This is a genomic window from Sandarakinorhabdus sp., from assembly GCF_041689835.1.
Taxonomy (GTDB): Bacteria; Pseudomonadota; Alphaproteobacteria; order Sphingomonadales; family Sphingomonadaceae; genus Sandarakinorhabdus.
Window position 1 is genome coordinate 23,577 of the sequence record NZ_JBDNFM010000046.1, and the last position, 16,803, is coordinate 40,379.

14 protein-coding genes are annotated in these 16,803 nt (G+C 64.7%); 8 read left to right on the forward strand and 6 right to left on the reverse strand.

The window, feature by feature from the left end:
* Positions 1-80: 80 nt before the first annotated feature.
* Genes ACESL8_RS02370 through ACESL8_RS02380 form a run of 3 tightly spaced genes read left to right on the forward strand, consistent with a single transcriptional unit; the run spans position 81 to position 1,936 of the window.
* Positions 81-1,064, forward strand: coding sequence for a DUF3034 family protein (locus ACESL8_RS02370; protein ID WP_372915557.1), 984 nt, complete (start codon positions 81-83; stop codon positions 1,062-1,064).
* A gap of 27 nt (positions 1,065-1,091) precedes the next feature.
* Positions 1,092-1,580, forward strand: coding sequence for a group 1 truncated hemoglobin (locus tag ACESL8_RS02375; protein ID WP_372915559.1), 489 nt, complete (start codon positions 1,092-1,094; stop codon positions 1,578-1,580).
* Complete coding sequence (locus tag ACESL8_RS02380) at positions 1,580-1,936, forward strand: cytochrome c family protein (RefSeq protein WP_372915561.1); 357 nt, start codon at positions 1,580-1,582, stop codon at positions 1,934-1,936. Before ACESL8_RS02375 ends, ACESL8_RS02380 begins: the two co-directional genes overlap by 1 nt.
* Positions 1,937-1,942: 6 nt before the next feature.
* Here the strand turns inward: ACESL8_RS02380 and ACESL8_RS02385 are convergent, their stop codons facing one another.
* The 5 genes from ACESL8_RS02385 to ACESL8_RS02405 all read right to left on the reverse strand — a co-directional run bounded on the left by ACESL8_RS02385 (position 1,943) and on the right by ACESL8_RS02405 (position 8,672).
* The gene (locus ACESL8_RS02385; RefSeq protein WP_372915563.1) at positions 1,943-2,650 is read right to left on the reverse strand and encodes a hypothetical protein; all 708 of its coding nucleotides are present in this window, start codon (positions 2,648-2,650) and stop codon (positions 1,943-1,945) included.
* Positions 2,650-3,849 (reverse strand): toxic anion resistance protein, encoded by a 1,200-nt coding sequence (locus ACESL8_RS02390; protein ID WP_372915565.1) that lies wholly within the window; start codon positions 3,847-3,849, stop codon positions 2,650-2,652. The genes ACESL8_RS02385 and ACESL8_RS02390 overlap by 1 nt, the downstream gene beginning before the upstream one ends.
* A 135-nt stretch (positions 3,850-3,984) precedes the next feature.
* Complete coding sequence (locus tag ACESL8_RS02395; RefSeq protein WP_372915567.1) at positions 3,985-5,142, reverse strand: aromatic ring-hydroxylating dioxygenase subunit alpha; 1,158 nt, start codon at positions 5,140-5,142, stop codon at positions 3,985-3,987.
* Positions 5,143-5,179: 37 nt separating this feature from the next.
* Positions 5,180-6,757, reverse strand: coding sequence for an amidohydrolase (locus ACESL8_RS02400; protein ID WP_372915569.1), 1,578 nt, complete (start codon positions 6,755-6,757; stop codon positions 5,180-5,182).
* 55 nt (positions 6,758-6,812) lie between these two features.
* Positions 6,813-8,672 (reverse strand): DUF885 family protein, encoded by a 1,860-nt coding sequence (locus ACESL8_RS02405; protein WP_372915571.1) that lies wholly within the window; start codon positions 8,670-8,672, stop codon positions 6,813-6,815.
* A 167-nt stretch (positions 8,673-8,839) separates the two neighbouring features.
* Here ACESL8_RS02405 and ACESL8_RS02410 point away from each other — a divergent pair, with 167 nt between their 5' ends.
* From ACESL8_RS02410 to ACESL8_RS02425, 4 genes are all read left to right on the forward strand, one after another.
* Positions 8,840-10,177: an MFS transporter gene (locus ACESL8_RS02410; protein WP_372915574.1), complete on the forward strand. Its 1,338-nt coding sequence runs from the start codon at positions 8,840-8,842 to the stop codon at positions 10,175-10,177.
* A gap of 72 nt (positions 10,178-10,249) precedes the next feature.
* A complete protein-coding gene (locus ACESL8_RS02415) occupies positions 10,250-11,101 on the forward strand; it encodes a GNAT family N-acetyltransferase (RefSeq protein WP_372915576.1) in 852 nt (283 codons plus the stop codon).
* Positions 11,102-11,153: 52 nt separating this feature from the next.
* Positions 11,154-12,053: a c-type cytochrome gene (locus tag ACESL8_RS02420; protein WP_372915578.1), complete on the forward strand. Its 900-nt coding sequence runs from the start codon at positions 11,154-11,156 to the stop codon at positions 12,051-12,053.
* 10 nt (positions 12,054-12,063) lie between these two features.
* Positions 12,064-12,726, forward strand: coding sequence for a DsbA family oxidoreductase (locus ACESL8_RS02425; protein ID WP_372915580.1), 663 nt, complete (start codon positions 12,064-12,066; stop codon positions 12,724-12,726).
* 148 nt (positions 12,727-12,874) lie between these two features.
* On the opposite strand, the gene ACESL8_RS02430 is transcribed toward ACESL8_RS02425, so the two are convergent.
* A complete protein-coding gene (locus ACESL8_RS02430) occupies positions 12,875-15,679 on the reverse strand; it encodes a M16 family metallopeptidase (protein ID WP_372915582.1) in 2,805 nt (934 codons plus the stop codon).
* A gap of 59 nt (positions 15,680-15,738) precedes the next feature.
* On the opposite strand from ACESL8_RS02430, the gene ACESL8_RS02435 reads away from it, so the two are divergent.
* Positions 15,739-16,803 (forward strand): M28 family peptidase (locus ACESL8_RS02435; protein ID WP_372915584.1); only part of this gene is annotated, 1,065 nt, incomplete at its 3' end.

A 16,803-nucleotide genomic window follows, 5' to 3' on the forward strand; every position in this document is an offset into this window, starting at 1 on the left:
TGAAACGGTGGCCGCAGCAGCGGCGTAGCTGCGCCCGGGGCAACATACCAGAACTTCCACCCAAACCGAGGCAAATCATCATGAATATCAGATTGGTAACGCTCGCGGCAGCGGCGTGCCTGAGCAGCGGTGCTGCCTGCGCCACCGCCGCCGCCAACCCAGCCGCCGTCAACCCAGCCGCCGCCGACCAAGCCGCAGTTCCCGCAACCGCCGAACCCCGTACCGAGCGGCCTTCCATGCTCGATCCCGGTGGCCGCCTACTGCTTACCGGCGGCGTTTCCACCATCGAAGGCGCCGGTGGCGGCGTGCTGGTGCCGTGGGCGTTGATCGGCGGCTATGGCACCCGCAACGAAATCGGCATCACGTCGTATGTCACCGGCGTCGATACCCAGGATTTCACGCTGGCATCGTACGGGGCCGCTCTCAACTTCAGGAATCGGCTGGAACTGTCGGTGGCGCGGCAGAATTTCAACCTGCGCGAGGTTGGAAACGTCCTGGCGCTGGGTAACCGCTACACCATCAGCCAGACCATCATCGGCGCGAAAATCCGCCTGATCGGCGATGCCGTGCTTGATCAAGACAGTCTGCTGCCGCAATTCGCCGTCGGCGTGCAGCACAAGATCAACGACGACGCCACCGTGGTCGGCGGTGCCTTGGGCTTGAAACGCCGCGGGACCGATTTTTACGTCTCGGCCACCAAGGTGTTTCTGGCGCAAAGCCTGCTGGTCAACGTGACGGGCCGGCTAACCAAGGCCAACCAGTTCGGCATCCTCGGATTTGGCGGCCTCGGCGGCCAGCAACAGGCCTACAAGCCACAAATCGAAGCCTCCGCAGCACTGCTGCTCAGCCGCAAGCTGGCGGTGGGCGGCGAATTCCGCACAAAGTCCAACCGCCTCGAAGGCGCGCTCGGCGGCACCAGTTTCCGAGAGGAAAATGCCTGGGATGTCTTCGTCGCCTATGCACCGATCCGCAATGTCTCGGTCACGCTGGCGTATGCAAGGCTCGGCCAGATCGCGCTCACCCGGCAGAACGGCGCCTATGCCTCGCTGCAAATCGGCTTCTGATCGCCGCCCCCAATCCGGAGAAAAACCATGAAGATCAATCTTGCTCTGATTTCCGCCCTGCTCCTGCTGCCCGCCGCCGCGCTGGCCGCCCCCAGCGAACCGGCGGTCAGCGACCCGTCGATCACCCCGCGCGCGCCCACCCTGCCGCTCGCCACCGACGGCACGGCTCTGCTCGAAAGCTTCGGCGGCCGCGAAGGGTTGGTGCGCATCATGGATGACGTGATGCTGCGCTGGCTCGCCAATCCCAAAACGCGGCCATTTTTCGAAGGTTCGGATCAGGATCGCATCAAGAAACAGCTGGTGGAGCAATTCTGCGTGGTGATGAACGGCCCGTGCACCTATTCCGGCCGCACCATGGCGGAATCGCATAAAGGCATGGCAGTGAGCGAAGGCTCGTTTTATGCGCTGGTGGAAGAATTGCAGGTCACGCTCAACAAGCAGAAAGTGCCATTCTTCGCGCAGAACCGGCTGATTGCCGCGCTGGCACCGATGCACCGCGACATCATCGACAAGTGATGCGCCCCGCATCCACCCTCGTGGTGGCCGTTGCTCTTGCAGCAGCGGCCACCACGGCCCTGGCCGCCGATGGCGCAGTGCTTTACGCCCAGCGCTGCAGCCGCTGCCATTCACTTGACCGCAATGGCACCGGCCCCAGCCACGCCGGACTGTTTGGACGCAAGGCCGGAAAGCTGACGGGATTTGCTTATTCCCTGGCGCTGGCTGCTGCCGATTTCACGTGGACGCCCGAAATGCTCGACCGCTGGCTGACAAACCCGCAAGCGACGGTGCCGGGCAGCAAGATGTATTTCCGTGTTGCGAACCCGGCGGAGCGACAGGCGATCATCGCCTATCTGGCGGCGCAAAAACCCTGAACCGGGCTATTGCCGCTCGCCGTAACGCGCTTCGAGGAATTTGCCCTGCACGCGCAGCCCGTCGCGGTCGCCTTCGGCCAGGCTGGCCGACGCGCGCGACAGTTCGGTTTCCACGGCTTTGAGCCCGTCGATTACCGTGGTTTCGGGGGTGCGGCCGTCGTGCTCCACCAGCCCGGTGCGTTGCAGCGGCGGGATGCGGGTATAACGGTCAACCAGTTCGGGCAGGTGGCTGCCGAGCAGGCGGCCGATATCCTGCGCCACCGGGTGATCGGCGGGCACGCGTGCCAATTGTTTCTCCAACGCGGCCAGTTGCACCGCGATGCCGTCAAGCTGCGGCGCGGCGAGCCGCGGCAACTGCTTGCGCTGGCGATCAAGAAACACTTCGGTGATGGCCGGCAATTCGGCGGGCGGCGCCTTGTCGATATCATCGGCATCAGGCCCGCCAACGGGCAGCAACATGCCGGCGATGGCCGACATCGGCAGCAACAATATGGCCAGCAAGAACAGCCCGACGCCCAGCCCGCCCGACACCCAGCCGTAGACGGTGAGCGCCGCCAGCATGGCACCAAAGGTAACCATCCCGCGCGTTACCCGCGTCGCCATGTTGGCCTTGCGCTTTTCCCAGCGCCGGCTGCGCGCCATCTGCATGGCTTCGCCCCGCGCCAGCCGGCGGCGGCGTGCGTCTGTTTCGTCGAAGGGGGCGCCGCTGGCCATCAGTTCAGGGCGGTCAGATTGTTCTGCGAGCCAGCGTTGCCAATGCCGTTCTGGGCATCGGCCTGGCCCTGCGCGCGCGCGACATAGGCCCGGCTTTTCTCGACTTCAATGCTCAGCATATTCACTGTCGTCTTCATCGCTTCCAACGATTTCAACTTGAACGTGTCGATGGCGTCCATCGTCTGATAGACATTCTGGAAAGCGCGTTGCAGCGTTTCCACCGGAATGGTGCTGGCCGCGGCCTGTTCGTGGATGGTGGCGGTGTTGTTCTTGAGCAGTTCGCCGGTCGAATCGATGATGCCCGCCGTCGTGGCGTTGAGCGAGGTGATCTGTTCCAGCACCAGTTTCTGGTTGGTCATGGCTTCGGCCACGGTGACGGCGGTGCGCAGCGCGCTCACGGTGGTGGTGCTGGCGCGGTCAACGCCCTTCATCAGCTCGACATTGTTCTTTTTCACCAGATCGAGCGCCAGATAACCCTGCACCGAAACGGCCAGCTGTGTGAGCAGATCCTGCGTGCGCTGGCGCACATAGAACAGCGCATTTTCGCGGATAACCTTGGCCTTGGCCGGATCGGTTATATCGAGATCGGTCGCACGTTCTTCCAGCTTGCTGTCGAGCACCTTGGACATGTGGACCATCTGTTCCAGCTTGCCCATCGCGTCCCACAGCTTGGCGCGCTCGTCGTCAACGGCGATATTGTCTTTCAACAATTCGTCCTTGCCGCTTTTCAGCGCGCCCAGGATGGCATTGATATTGCCCTGCGCGCTCTTGTAGCTGTCGAAATAGCCGCGCAGCTTGTTACCGCCGAACGGGATCAGGCCGAACAATTTCTTGCGCCCGGTCAGTTTGCCGGATTTGCCGGGATCAAGATCCTCGACGATCTTGCGCAGCTGCACCAGATCGGCGCCGATACCAGTTTCCTTGTTGATGGCGCGCGTCGGCCGTTCGAGGAACCGGTTGGACTGCGCGGCAGCGCGGGCGATTTCGGTGGCGCCCAGATTTGCCAGCGCATCCACCTTCTTGCCGAATTCCGGGCTGGCGGCATCGATGGCGATCAGCTCGTCGATGAAGGCTTCGACCTTGGTTTCAAGCTGCGCCTTCTCCCGATCTTTCAGCGGCACCAGCCCGGCAGCACGCGCCGGGGCAATGGCGCTCACGGCGACCGGGGCTTCAAGCTTGATTGCGACTTCTTCCGACATGCCCAAAATAATCCCTTGGTCTCATCTTTTGCCGCGCCAGCTTAACAGGGCCCATACCCCATTGCTATTGCGGCCTGCCTACTGTGTTAGGATTGCGACACGCATTTGCAAGGGGTGGAGGAGTAAAAGCGCGGCTTAATCGGCCATCAGCCCCGCTAATGTGTCGTGCAACGTGCCGATGCCCTGCTCCATCCCGCCGATCAGCACATGATCGACAGCGCCCGACATAAGCCCTTCCTGGCCCAGCGCGGCAGCGCGGAAATCCTCGGCACCAAACACCGCGCCATCCAAGAGCGCCCAGCTTTTCGCCCAGTGCCGTTCCGCCTTGTCATCGCGCGGCGGCTCCGGGATCAGCATGAAGTCCTCCACCCAGGTCTCCCCAACGCTGCGCGGCATCACCACCATGATGTTGATATAATCCGGGCTGGCGACGATCACCGTGCCCGGCGTCAGCGTGTAGGTGAAGGTCATCGTGCGCCGCAGATCGCGCATGTCGTCGACGTCCATGCCCTCCAGCGCCGCCAGCCGCGCCACCGCCGAACGCTGATGCGGGCCGATGCGATCCCCCGTGGTCACGCCATCCTGAAAATAGGGCGCAATGGTGTTCGCATGCAGCCGCAGCACATGGTAACTTTCCAGGAAGGCATCCATGATGAGCTTCCAGTTTGCCGCCACCTTGTGCGTGCGCCGGGCATAAAGATGCTGACCGGCAAAGCCCAACGCGTCGAAATCGGCGGCGAGCGGCCCGGCGGCAAGGCTGAAATCCGGCGGCGCATCGCGGTCGAGCCCGACCCAGATCAGCCCGCCGGCCTCAAGGCTCGGCATCTCGACGAGGCTGCGCGCCTCCTTGTCCAACCCGGCGAACGTATCGGGGCGCGGCAGGCCCTTCAACCTGCCGTCGGTGCCATAGCTCCACGCGTGATAGGGGCACACCAGCGCCGGAGAGCGCACCAGCTCACACCCCTCCACCAGCCGCGTGCCTCGGTGCCGGCAAACATTCATGAACACGTGGGCCACGCCCTTGCCATCACGCGAAATCAGCAGCGGCAGGCCAAACCCGTCATGCGGCACCGCCATGTTGGGCTGCGGCAGCAACGCCGACGGCGCAATCACCACCGGCATGCGCTTGAACACCCTGGCCCATTCGGCTGCGAAATGATCGGGGCAGGTGTAGGCGCTGGCCGGAATTTCCCGCATCACGCCACTGGCGGGCATGTTCGCCGCTGCCGGGATCCCGGCCGCCAGCGCCCGCTGACCGGAAGTGGGGTGCCGGTGGGTGAAAGCGATATCCATGGCCTCAATGGTGACTCCGTTTCGCGGTCAGCGAAAGCTAGTTTTTCGGATCAGCACCGGCCCTCTCGTAATCGATGCCAAGCTGTTCCAGATACGACCGGTATTTCTTTGAATCGAAGTAATATTTTTCCATCGCCGGGCGCATTCTGGCCATCAGATCGGCGTTCAGGTGGATCGCCGGCTGGTCATCCGGGCCGAGCAACGGGGCATAGCGCTCGGTCTTGAATTGCACCTCCTGCTGCCAGGCCTTGGCGCCCGCCACCAATTCAGGCGTCGTCATCAGGTCCAGCACCGTCATCGCTGCCACCTTGGCGCCGGCCACCGCGCCCTTGTGGGCAATCGGGGTCGCCATCGCCGCTGCAGCCATCACGTTGTGGTATGAAATGCCGGGAATGTTCGATGGATAGTTGATGGTGATGGTCGGCACCGTCCACATGATGTCGCCGATGTCATCCGAACCGGAATTGCGCACGGGGTTGGGGTTTTCCGGCGACCACAGCTTCGGAGTGCCGGTCGCCAGCGGCTGCACTTTGCGATCAAAACCAGCCAGCACGGCGCGGGCGAAATTCTGGTCGGCCGCGCTCCATTGCGGCAGGCCCACGGCCTCCATGTTGGCAAAGGCGGCCTCGGCAATCGGGCGATTGCCATAATTGGTGGCGGCGTGGCCCAGCACCCGGCGCGTGACCGTTGTTTCGGTCATCATCGCGGCGCCGCCCGCAATGCGGTTGCCGGCGTCATACATCGCCTTCACCGCCGGCAACTGCGTGTCGCGGAAATAATACCACACGCTTGCCTTGTCGGGCACGATGTTGGGCTGGTTGCCGCCGGCGGTGATGACATAATGGCTGCGCTGCGTGGGCGGCAGATGCTCGCGCTTCATGTTCCAGCCGTCGTTCATCAATTCCACCGCGTCCAGCGCGCTCTTGCCGTCCCACGGGTTGCCGGCGGCGTGCGCGGTGAGCCCGGCAAACGTGTATTCCACGCTCAGCGATGCAGTATGCCCAAGCGGCCCCCACGTGACGTTGAAATCATCGCCCACGTGCGCGAACAGATTGGCGTCCACATCCTTGAACATCCCGGCGCGCGCATAATAGGCTTTGGTCGCCACCAGTTCTTCCGCCACGCCCGGCCACAGCATGATGCGGCCCTTGATGCCGTTCTTTTCCATCACCTGCTTGGCGGCGATGGCAGCCACGATCATCATCGGCATGCCGCTGTTGTGGCCTTCGCCATGCCCCGGCGCGCCCGCCACCAGAGGCTTGCTGCCCGGCACACCCGGCGTCTGACTTAACCCCAGCAGCCCATCGATATCGCTGCCTAGCGCAATCATCGGGCCACCGTCGCCCCACGTCGCGGTAAATGCCGTTGGGATGCCCGCCACGCCGCGCGTTACCTTGAAGCCATTCTTTTCAAGAATGCCGGTCAGATAGGCGCTGGTCCGCACCTCCTGAAAGCCCGGCTCGGCAAAGCTGAACACAGAATCGATCATGTTCGCCAGTTCGCCGGCGCGGGCATCAACGATGGCGGCGGCGGCGTCCTTCAGCGGCGCCGGAGCGGCAGCAAGGGCCGGAGCGGTAGTGGCCAACAGGCTGGCGGCGAGCAATCTGCGGATCATCTGTGTCCCCCTATTATAGATAACACGCTATCCGCCCTGCCCGCCGCCGTAAACCTCAGCCCTTGCGCGCCGCAATCCAGTCGTCCACCCGGCGTTCGAGGATCGACAGCGGCTGCGAACCCGATGCGATCAGCAGATCGTGGAAGCTTTTGATATCGAACCTGGCGCCCAGTGCAGCTTCGGCCTTGCGGCGCTGCTCCATGATCTTGAGCATGCCGATCTTGTACCCCGTGGCCTGGCCGGGCAGCGTGATGTAGCGGCGCACTTCGGAACGCGCCATTTCCGGCGAGGCGCGCCCGGTGCCGCCCAGATAGGCAACCGCCTCTTCCTCGGTCCAGCCCAGTGCGTGGATCCCGGTATCGGTGACCAGCCGCGCGGCGCGAAACAGTTCGCCTTCCAACCGCATGAAATTGGCGGCGATATCGGGAAAAGCGTTCATTTCGGCGCACATCGCTTCGGCATAAAGGCCCCAGCCTTCGCCGAACGCGACATAACCGGTCACAGCGCGGAATTTTGGCCCGCCCTTCTGGCGCACCTGAATATCGCCCTGCATGTTGTGGCCGGGCACGGCCTCGTGACACATCAGGGTGTAAAGATGCGCCGGATCCTTCTGCATGCCTGCCAGGTGCACATACGTGCGCGCCGGGCGCTTGCCATCGGGGCTGGGTGCGCTGGCGTGGGCGGCGCCGCCGGGTACTTCGCTGAACGCTGGTTCGCGCACCACCTCGATGCCATAGGCCGGCAGCGTGCCGAAATAGGGGCCGATCAGGCCGCGCGTGTGCGCCACGAAGCAGTTGGCTTCCTTCAGATATGCGGCGCGCGACGCATCGTCGAAGGGCTTGGGCGGGAACATTTGCGCCCGCTGCGCATAATAGGCGTGACGGTCCTTGGCCCCGGCCTTCTGCGCCAGCGCATCCTGCTCCGCCTCGATCCGCGCCACTTCCTTGCGGCCGATGGCATGGATTTGTTCGGCGGTCAGATCGGTCGTCGTGTTGAGCTTGAGCTCGTTGGCGTAATAGGCTGCACCGTTCGGCAGCGAGATCGCACCCACCTTGCCCGATGGCGCGGAGGCCAGCTTGCTCTGCGCCCACGCAATCACCCGGCCATAGGCGGGTTTCAGATCGGCAATCGCGGTGCGCGCCTGCGCCAGCAAAGCATCAGCCTCGGCGCGCGGCAGGGTACCGGCGGCGACCAGCTTTTCGGTCTTGGCCTTCACATCCGCCCACAGCGCGGCATCGGGGGCCCCGATTGCACTGGCCCCGAACGGCGCGCCGCTGGTCAACTGCGTCGCCGCCTTGATGATCGATTCAATCTGGAATTTGGGTGTGCGGATGCCGGCAGCGTCGCTGGCCTCGCTCCGCGTGATCGCCATATCCAGGACGGCGGGCATGCCGCGGACACGGGCGATATAGTTTTTCAGATCGGCCGCATCGGCAACAGTATGGGTGTTGATCAGGAAATCCGGCAACTGGCTGTGCGCAGAATAAAGCCGTGAGTAAAACGGCGGGCGATAGACGCGGTTGGCATTCTGCATCGCGGCGCGTTCCGCCTCCAGTGCCCAGATGTCGTAATTCACCTGCGCCTCGCCCGACAGTTTGGAACGGTCGAACTGCGCTTTCATTCGGGCTGCGCTCGCCTGCCGCCACGCCACCTGCGCGTCCGACGCGGCGTCGCTGATGTCGTTCCACTGGTCGCCGCCGTCCTTCAGCCCCAGCCGCGTCGCCAGCTGCGGCTGGCCCTTCACATATTCGGCGAATTCGGCATCCAGAAACGCCGTCAACCGCGCATCTTCGTTGGTGATGGCGGAGGCGGGGGCAGCAGCGGCAGCGGGGGCGGCCTGCGCCATCACCGGCGCCATCGGCACCATCAAGCCGGCAGCAAGCGCGAGAAGGCTGGTCTTCACAATAATTTGCATGTTCATTCCCCAAGGATTCCACTCACGTGTACGGCGTGGGCGCGGCAGGGTGAAGCGCTTTGTCCGCGCGCGTGCGGCCAGCCGTTGACACGCTGGGACGACCCGCAAGCCCCCACTACGCCCGGGTGCCCATTGACACGCCGCCGCCCGCCGGCATGGTGCCGCGCATGGCCTCCAACCCCTCGATCATCGCCGCCATCAAGCCCTATTTCGAAGCCGGGCCGCTGGGCGCGCTGGCGCTCGGCATGGCATCGGGCACGCCTTATGCGATGATCGCCGCGACGCTCACCACGCGGCTGGCAGAAAGCGGAATCGAGAAAAAAAGCGTCACCGCCTTTGGCTTGGCGCTGCTGGTCTACAGCTTCAAGCCTTTGTGGGCGCCGCTGATCGACCGCGCGCGCATCCCGATATTGGCCAACATGATCGGGCAGCGCCGCGCCTGGCTGGTGGTGTCGATCATCATGGCCAGCGCCGCCATCACCTGGCTCGGCATGCTCGATCCCTCCGCCGATCTGGCGCTTTTTGCCGCCGCCGCCGTCGCAGTGGGTTTTGCCGGCGCGACGCTTGATATCGTGGTGGACGCCATCCGCATCGAATGGTTGCGCACCGATCAGATGGGCGCTGGTTCGGGCATGACGCAATATGGCTGGCGCATGGGCAGTTATCTGGCCGGCGCCGGCGCGCTGCTGCTGGCGGCAAACGGCGGCTGGGCGCTGGCCTATGCCAGTGCGGTGCTGTTGTTTGCGCCGTCACTGCTGGCGGCGGCGCTGCTCGGCGAACCCGAACGCCCGCCCGCCGCATCCTCCGGCAAGGGCTTCGCCGCCGCCGTACGCGACGGCATCATTGCGCCGCTGGCCGATTTCCTGCGCCGCAAGGGTGCGTGGATCGTGCTGGGTTTCGTGCTGGTCCACAAGATCGGTGACACGGTGTGCCAGCTTTCGGTGCGCCTGTTTTACAATGATCTGGGCTTCACCAAGGAAGAGGTGGCGCTGTACGATGTGTCGTTGGGGCTCGTCGGCTATCTGGCAGGGGTGTTCATCGGCGGCCTGCTTTACAAACGGTTGGGGCTGGCGGGATCGGTGTTTCTGTCGCTGCTGCTGATGGGCGTATCGAACGCGGCCTATGCCGGGCTGGCGATCATCGGCCATGATGTGTGGGCGCTGGCGGCGGTGCAGGGCTTTGAAAATCTGGCCAGCGGCATCGGAGGGGTAACGGTGGGCGCGTGGCTGGCGCTGCTGTGCGACCGGCGCTTTACCGCGACGCAGTTTGCACTGCTGTCGTCGGCTGCCGCAATTTTGGGCCGGGCTTTTTCCTCCGGCACGGCGGGCGCGCTGATCGAAAGCCTTGGCTATGTGGATTTCTATTGGCTCACGACGGTGCTGGCACTGCCGGGCGTGGTGATTTTCGTGTGGTTGTGGCGCGCCGGGCTGGTGGTGGCCCCCGATCTGGCCCCCGATCTGGCCCCCGATCTGGCCCCCGATCTGGCCGATGATGATGCAACCTGAATGTAACGCAGGCTCCACCGGACTGTCACTTATCACCGCTATGGAATGGCAACCGCCAGGAGCCACCGTGCCATGACGCTTGCCCTTCCCGTCGCAGTCCCATTGCCGGCACACACGTTGGCGCCTGCGGTTTCAGGGGCACCTGTCATCTTCCGCGCTGGTTTCCTGGAGGTCCGCCTGGCCGCCAGCGAGGCCGAAATTGCTGCCGCTCAGGCGCTGCGATACGAGGTGTTTTACGACGAGATGGGCGCGCGTCCCGGCGCGGCCATGCAGTGCCAGCGGCTCGATGTCGATGCCTACGATGCAATCTGCGACCACCTGCTGGTGATTGATCACGCCGATGCCAGACGGCCGCGCGTGGTTGGCACCTACCGCCTGCTGCGGCAGGATGTGGCGATGGCACACGGCGGCTTTTACTCGGCGGGCGAATTTGATCTGTCGGCGCTGATTGCCGGGTCTGGCCCCGGCCGGCAGTTGCTGGAACTGGGGCGCAGCTGTGTTGCGCCGCAATGGCGGACCAGCGCCACCATCTCGCTGCTGTGGCGCGGCATCGCGGCCTATCTGGGCCAGCATGGTATCGGGCATCTGTTCGGTTGTGCGTCGCTGCACGGCGCCGATCCCCTGCTCCACACGGCCGAGCTGTCGTACCTGTATCACCACCACCTCGCCCCGCCCCAACTGCGCGCGGTCGCGTGGCCGCCGCAGCGAACCGAGATGAATCGGCTCAACCCCGCCTGCATCGACACGCGCGGCGCCGCCCGCGCGCTGCCGCCGCTGTTCAAGGCCTATCTGCGCGTTGGCGCGATGGTGGGTGATGGCGGCTTTGTCGATTACCAGTTCAACACGGTGGATGTGTTCGTGGTGATGCCGGTGGACCGGATCACCAGCCGTTATGCCGAACGGTTCGGCGCGGCTAACGACTGAACCTTGGCGATTGACAGTTTCCAGCCGTTGCCGCCTGCGCTAGCCATCATCCATGGCACGCTGGTTGGTCTTACTTTTGTTTGGGATTGGCAGCGCTGCGCTGGCCGCTGATCCCGCCCAAACTCCAGCGGCGCCGCCACCCGAATCCGCCATCCCCGCCGGCCCGGACGGCGATGCGATCCGGCGCGGGATAAACATCATCACCAACACAAGCAGCGCCGCACCTGAATTTGCCGGCAACGATTTGCGCTGCGCCAATTGCCATCTCGATGCCGGGCGCACCGCTGGTGCCGCGCCGCTGTGGGCAGCATTCGGCAATTTCCCGGTGTGGCGCGACAAGAACAAGCGCATGAACAGTTTTGAAAAGCGCGTGCAGGATTGTTTCATCTATTCGATGAATGGCAAGCCACCGCCGCTGGGCGGCGAAGTGCTGATGGCGGTTTCCGCCTATGCTGGCTGGCTGGCGCAAGGCCAGCGCATCGGCGTGTCGCCGCCGGGGCGCGGTTTCCCGGCGATCACTGCGCCGCCGCTGCCGCCCAACGATGCCCGCGGCAAGGCGGTTTTTGGCGAAACCTGCGCCAGTTGTCACGGGCCGGACGGCCAGGGCCTGAAGGACGGCGACACGGTGGTGAACCCGCCGCTGTGGGGGCCGCGCAGTTACAACTGGGGCGCCGGCATGGCTCAGGTGGACAAGGCCGCCGCGTTTATCCGCGCCAACATGCCATTGGGCAACGGCGGCAGCCTGACGCCGCAACAGGCGTGGGATGTAGCGTGGTTCATTGATGGCCAGACCCGCCCGCAAGATCCGCGCTTTGCCGGCAATCTCGCCGCCACCCGCGCCGAGCATCACAATCGGCCGTGGAGCCGGTACGGCACCTTGATCGCCGGCCGCGCGGCTGGAGACCCCGCCACCGCCCCGCGCCACAACGTGCCGCCCGGCCACGAATTTTAAGGAGCCGCTCATGACCGCACCGCTTCGCATCGATTTCGTCTCCGATATCGTCTGTCCCTGGTGCGTCATTGGCCTGAAATCACTCGAACAGGCACTGGCCGCGCTGGGCGACGAGGTCACACCTGAATGGCATTTCCACCCCTTCGAGCTCAACCCGCAGATGGCGCCAGAAGGCGAGAATTCGGCCGAGCACGTCGCCCGCAAATATGGCCGGCCTCCCGAAGACAGCGCCGCCGCACGCAGCCACATCAAATCCATGGGCGAAGGGCTGGGCTTCACCTTCAAGGGCGGCCCCGATTCAATGATCTGGAACACCTTCGATTGCCACCGCCTGCTGCACTGGGCGGATAAAGCCGGCGGCAGCGCGCAGGCTCATGCGCTGAAAATGGCGCTGTTCGAAACCCATTTCACCCGCGCCCAGCCGCTGAACGACCCCGAAACGCTGATCGCCGCTGCCGTAGCTGCCGGCCTCAACGCCGAGGCCGCCCGCGACGTGCTGACCAGCGGCCGCTACACCGACGAGGTGCGCGCCGCCGAAGGCTGGTGGCGCGACGAACAGGATATCTCTGCGGTTCCGGCGATCATCTTCAACGGCAAATACGCCATCATGGGCGGCCAGCCGGCGGCGACGTTTGAAAAGGTGATCAGGCGCATCGTTGCCGGCGAAATGTAACGCCATTTTTCCGCGTCATGCTGGCGTAGGCCAGCATCCACCGGCGAGCCGAGAACGCATGACAAAGTCCACGCGGCACCATGGATGCTGGCCTGCGCCAGCATGACCGGGCTGTTGGGGAACGGGTCCGCTATCCCCGCCCCCCCCTTCACGGCGCCGAACGCACCTCCACCGGCAATCCCAGCGCCTTCAGCTGCGGCTCCACCTTCGCCCGGTCGCCCACCACGATCCACAGCAGCTTGTCGGTACCAAACAACTGCACCGCACGGTTGAGATCGGCGGTCGTCAATGCGCCAAGGCGGCGGGCCGAAGTGACGTAATAATCGTCGGGCCGGCCGAGGATCTGATTGCGTTCCATGGCGGTGAGGAACGCCGTGCCGCGTTCGAATTCGCCGGGCAGGGCAAGCACGCTGTTGGCGATACTGCGGTCGCGTTCTTCCTGGCTGATGGGTTTGGCAGCCTTGATCGCCGCAATGTCGGCTTGAATCGCCTTGATGCTGTCGCCGGTGCGGTCGGTTTGCACCGGGGCATAAATCAGGCTGGTGAGCCGGCCCTTGCCATCGGTGAGGCCGGCGTACGTTCCGTAAGCCCAGTTCTTTTCCTCACGGATGTCCATGTTGATGCGGCTGGTAGAAAGCCCGCCCAGCACATCGGCAGCGGCGCGCTGCGCGATCAGATCCTGTGTGCCTGAAATGGGCAGCAAGGCGCCGGCCAATATCAGGCTTTGCGGGCTGTTTGGCCGATCGACCAGGATGATGCGGGCGGCCTGCGGCGGCTGCGGCGCAACCTCGCGCACGGTTCCGGCCGGCGTGGCCGCATCGGCCTGCCAGCGGCCGAACGCGGCTTCCAGCTGCGGCCGCAGTTCTGCCGCCGTGATATCACCCACCACAAACAACGTGCCGCGATCCGGGCGAACCCAGCGCTTGTGCCAGGTTACCAGCGCATCGCGGGTGATGGCCTTCACACTGGCGGCCGTGCCCAGCCCGCTGGGCGGCGCGCCATAGGGGTGATCGGGGCCATAAAGCGCCGGCGACAGGATGCGCTGTGCGATGCCGATGGGATTATTGGCTTCCTGTTGCAGCGCGGTGAGCTGCTGGCCGCGTACACGCTCGACTTCGGCGGCCGGGAAATCCGGGCGCTGCACGATATCGGCGAACAGTTGCAGCGACGCACCAAGATTGGATTTCAGCGCATCCAGGCTCAGCCGGGTGCGGTCCATTCCAGGTGAGGCCCCGATGCCGGCGCCCAGCCGCTCGCGGCGTTCGGCGATCTGCGGCCCGGTCAGGCCGGCGGCGCCTTCGTCCATCAGGCCCAGCGCCATGGACTGGATGCCCAAAGCGCCGCGTTCATCAGCCGCCATGCCGCCTTCGAGGCTGAGCAGCATGCGCACCAGTGGCACGGTGGTGCGGCGGGCGAGTTCCACCTTCAGGCCGTTGGCCAACGTGAACCGCTCGATCGCCGGCCATTGCAGCAGCGGCGGCTGGCCAACTGTTGGCTCGGCCATGCGGGCCTGGCCTCCGGCCGGGGCGGCAACCGCGGCGACCTTTGGCGGCGGCGGCACGTCCTCGGCGGCCGGGCGGGCCCCGGGCAGCACAGTCTGCACATAAGCGGCATTGCCCAGCCAGTCGCGGGCAGCGGCCTGCACATCGGCCGGGGCGGCATTGGCATACCAACCCAGTTCGGTACGATATTGTTCGGGATTGCCGGCATACACCGCACCTTCAGCCAGCGCGACCGCCTTGCCGCCGAAACCGCCCACCGCTTCCAGCCCGCGAATGGTGCCGGCGACATTGCGGGTGGCAACGCGGCCCACCTCATCGGCGGTGGGGCCGTTTGCGATAAAACCGGCCAGCGCCTTCTTCACGGCAGCTTCCACCTCTTCCAGCTTGGCGCCGGGGGCGAGCGTCACCTCGATCTCGGCCAGGCTCACTTTCTCGAAGGCCTGCACCCCGCCGCTCACTGCGACGGCCAATTTCCGCTGGCGTACCAATTCGTTGTACAGCCGCGATGACGCGCCGCCAGCCAGTACGGTCAGCGCAACGTCCGTCATCACCGCATCGCGGTCGAGCCGACCCGGCACCGGCCAATTCAAGCTCAGCCGCGCGGTCGGCACCTTGTCGAACAATGTTTCGCGGCGTTCGCTGTCCCAGCGCGGCACCGGCGCTGTGATGCGTCTCACCTCCGGGCCGCGCGCGATGGGGCCGAAATATTTCTCCACCAGTGGCCGGGCCGTCTTGGCGTCGATATCGCCAGCCAGCACAATCACCGCGTTGTTTGGGCCATAATTGGCGCGGAACCAGCTTTGCACATCGGCAAGGCTGGCGGCGTTCAGGTCCGCCATCGAACCGATGCTGTCGTGGGCGTAGGGATGGCCAGCCGGAAACAACGCCTTCAGCGTTGCATAGCCAGTCAGTCCAAAAGGAGCGTTGTCGCCCTGGCGCTTTTCGTTTTGCACCACGCCGCGCTGGGCATCGAGCTTGGCCTGCGTGACGGCACCGAGCAGCCAGCCCATGCGGTCGGATTCGAGGAAAAGCGCCAGATCGAGCGCCTGGGTCGGCACATTCTCGAAATAGTTGGTGCGATCAAACCAGGTGGTGCCGTTGGCATCGGTGGCGCCAACATTCTCAAGCTTCTTGAAGAACACGCCGTCGTTGTTCTCGCTGCCGTAAAACATCAGATGCTCGAACAGGTGGGCAAAGCCGGTCTTGCCCGCGGGCTCGTCCTTCGATCCGATGTGATACCACACGCTCACCGCCACGATCGGCGCCTTGCGATCGGTGTGGATCAGCACGCGCAGGCCATTGGCCAAAGTGAACTGCTCGTATGGAACATCCACCTGATCGACCAGGGCGGCGATGCTTGCGGGGGCAGCAGGTTGCGGCGCAGGTTGCGCAGGGGCCGGCTGTACCAACATCGTCACGGTAGCCAGCGCGGCCAGCAGGCGGATTTTCATGACAGCCTCACAATATCTTGCGGTTTGCACCGGCTTAGCCTGCCTGATACCCATCGCCAATGACCAAGCGCACACTCATCCTCGCTCTCGCCCTGCCGCTCATCGTCGCAGCGGCTCCCGCAAAGCCCGATCCGCTTGCCGCCTCGTTCCGCGCCCACGTCGCGTTCCTGGCCGATGATCTGCTCGAAGGCCGCGGGTTGGGCAGCCGCGGGCACGAAATTGCTGCAAATTATGTTGCGCAGCATTTTGCCCGGCTGGGCCTGCAACCGGCCGGCGATTCCGGTAGCTGGTACCAGCGCGTTTCCTTCGCCGAAAGCCGCTTCGCCAGCGAGCGTGAGACCGCCACACTCGATCTCGGCAGCCGCAAGATCGAACTGGAAAATGCCGTTTCGATGGGCCTTGCTGCAGGCAATGAAACGGGCGCCGAAGAAATCAGCGGCGAAATGGTGTTCGTCGGCTTTGGCCTGCAAGACAAATCCCAGGGCATCGACGATTTCGCCGGGCTGGACCTGAACGGCAAATTCGCCGTGATCCTGTCGGGCGCGCCCGATACGCTCAACAGCGAAGTCGCCGCCCACCTGGCGCGCAATTCCAAGCCAATGGCGGCGCAGGCTGCCGGTGCCATCGGCTTGATCACCGTGCGCACCCTGAAAGAAACCGCGCGCCAATCGTGGGACAAGGCCGTGAGCCGCGCCCGCCTGCCGCGCCGCCTGCTGCTCGGCGCGGATGGCAGGCCGCTGGGTGACGGCATGGCATTGAAAGTGCGCGCTACCCTCAACGACGATGCTGCGGCTGCACTGTTCGCCGGTACACCGATGACATTTGCCGCTGTGCAGGCCGCTGCCGCCAAGGGCGCGGTGAAGGGCTTTGCCTTGCCCGGCCGCATCAGCTTCCGCCGCGCCACCAGCGTTGAACGCATCACCAGCCCCAACGTGCTGGCGCTGTTGCCCGGCACCGACAAGAAACTGGCCAATGAAATCGTGGTGATTTCCGCTCACCTCGATCACGTCGGCCTGAAGGCCAATCCCAAGCCGGGTGAAGATGCAATCTACAACGGCGCGATGGACAACGCGACCGGCAGCGCCACCCTGCTCGAAGCCGCGACCGCGCTGTCGAAGGCGCCG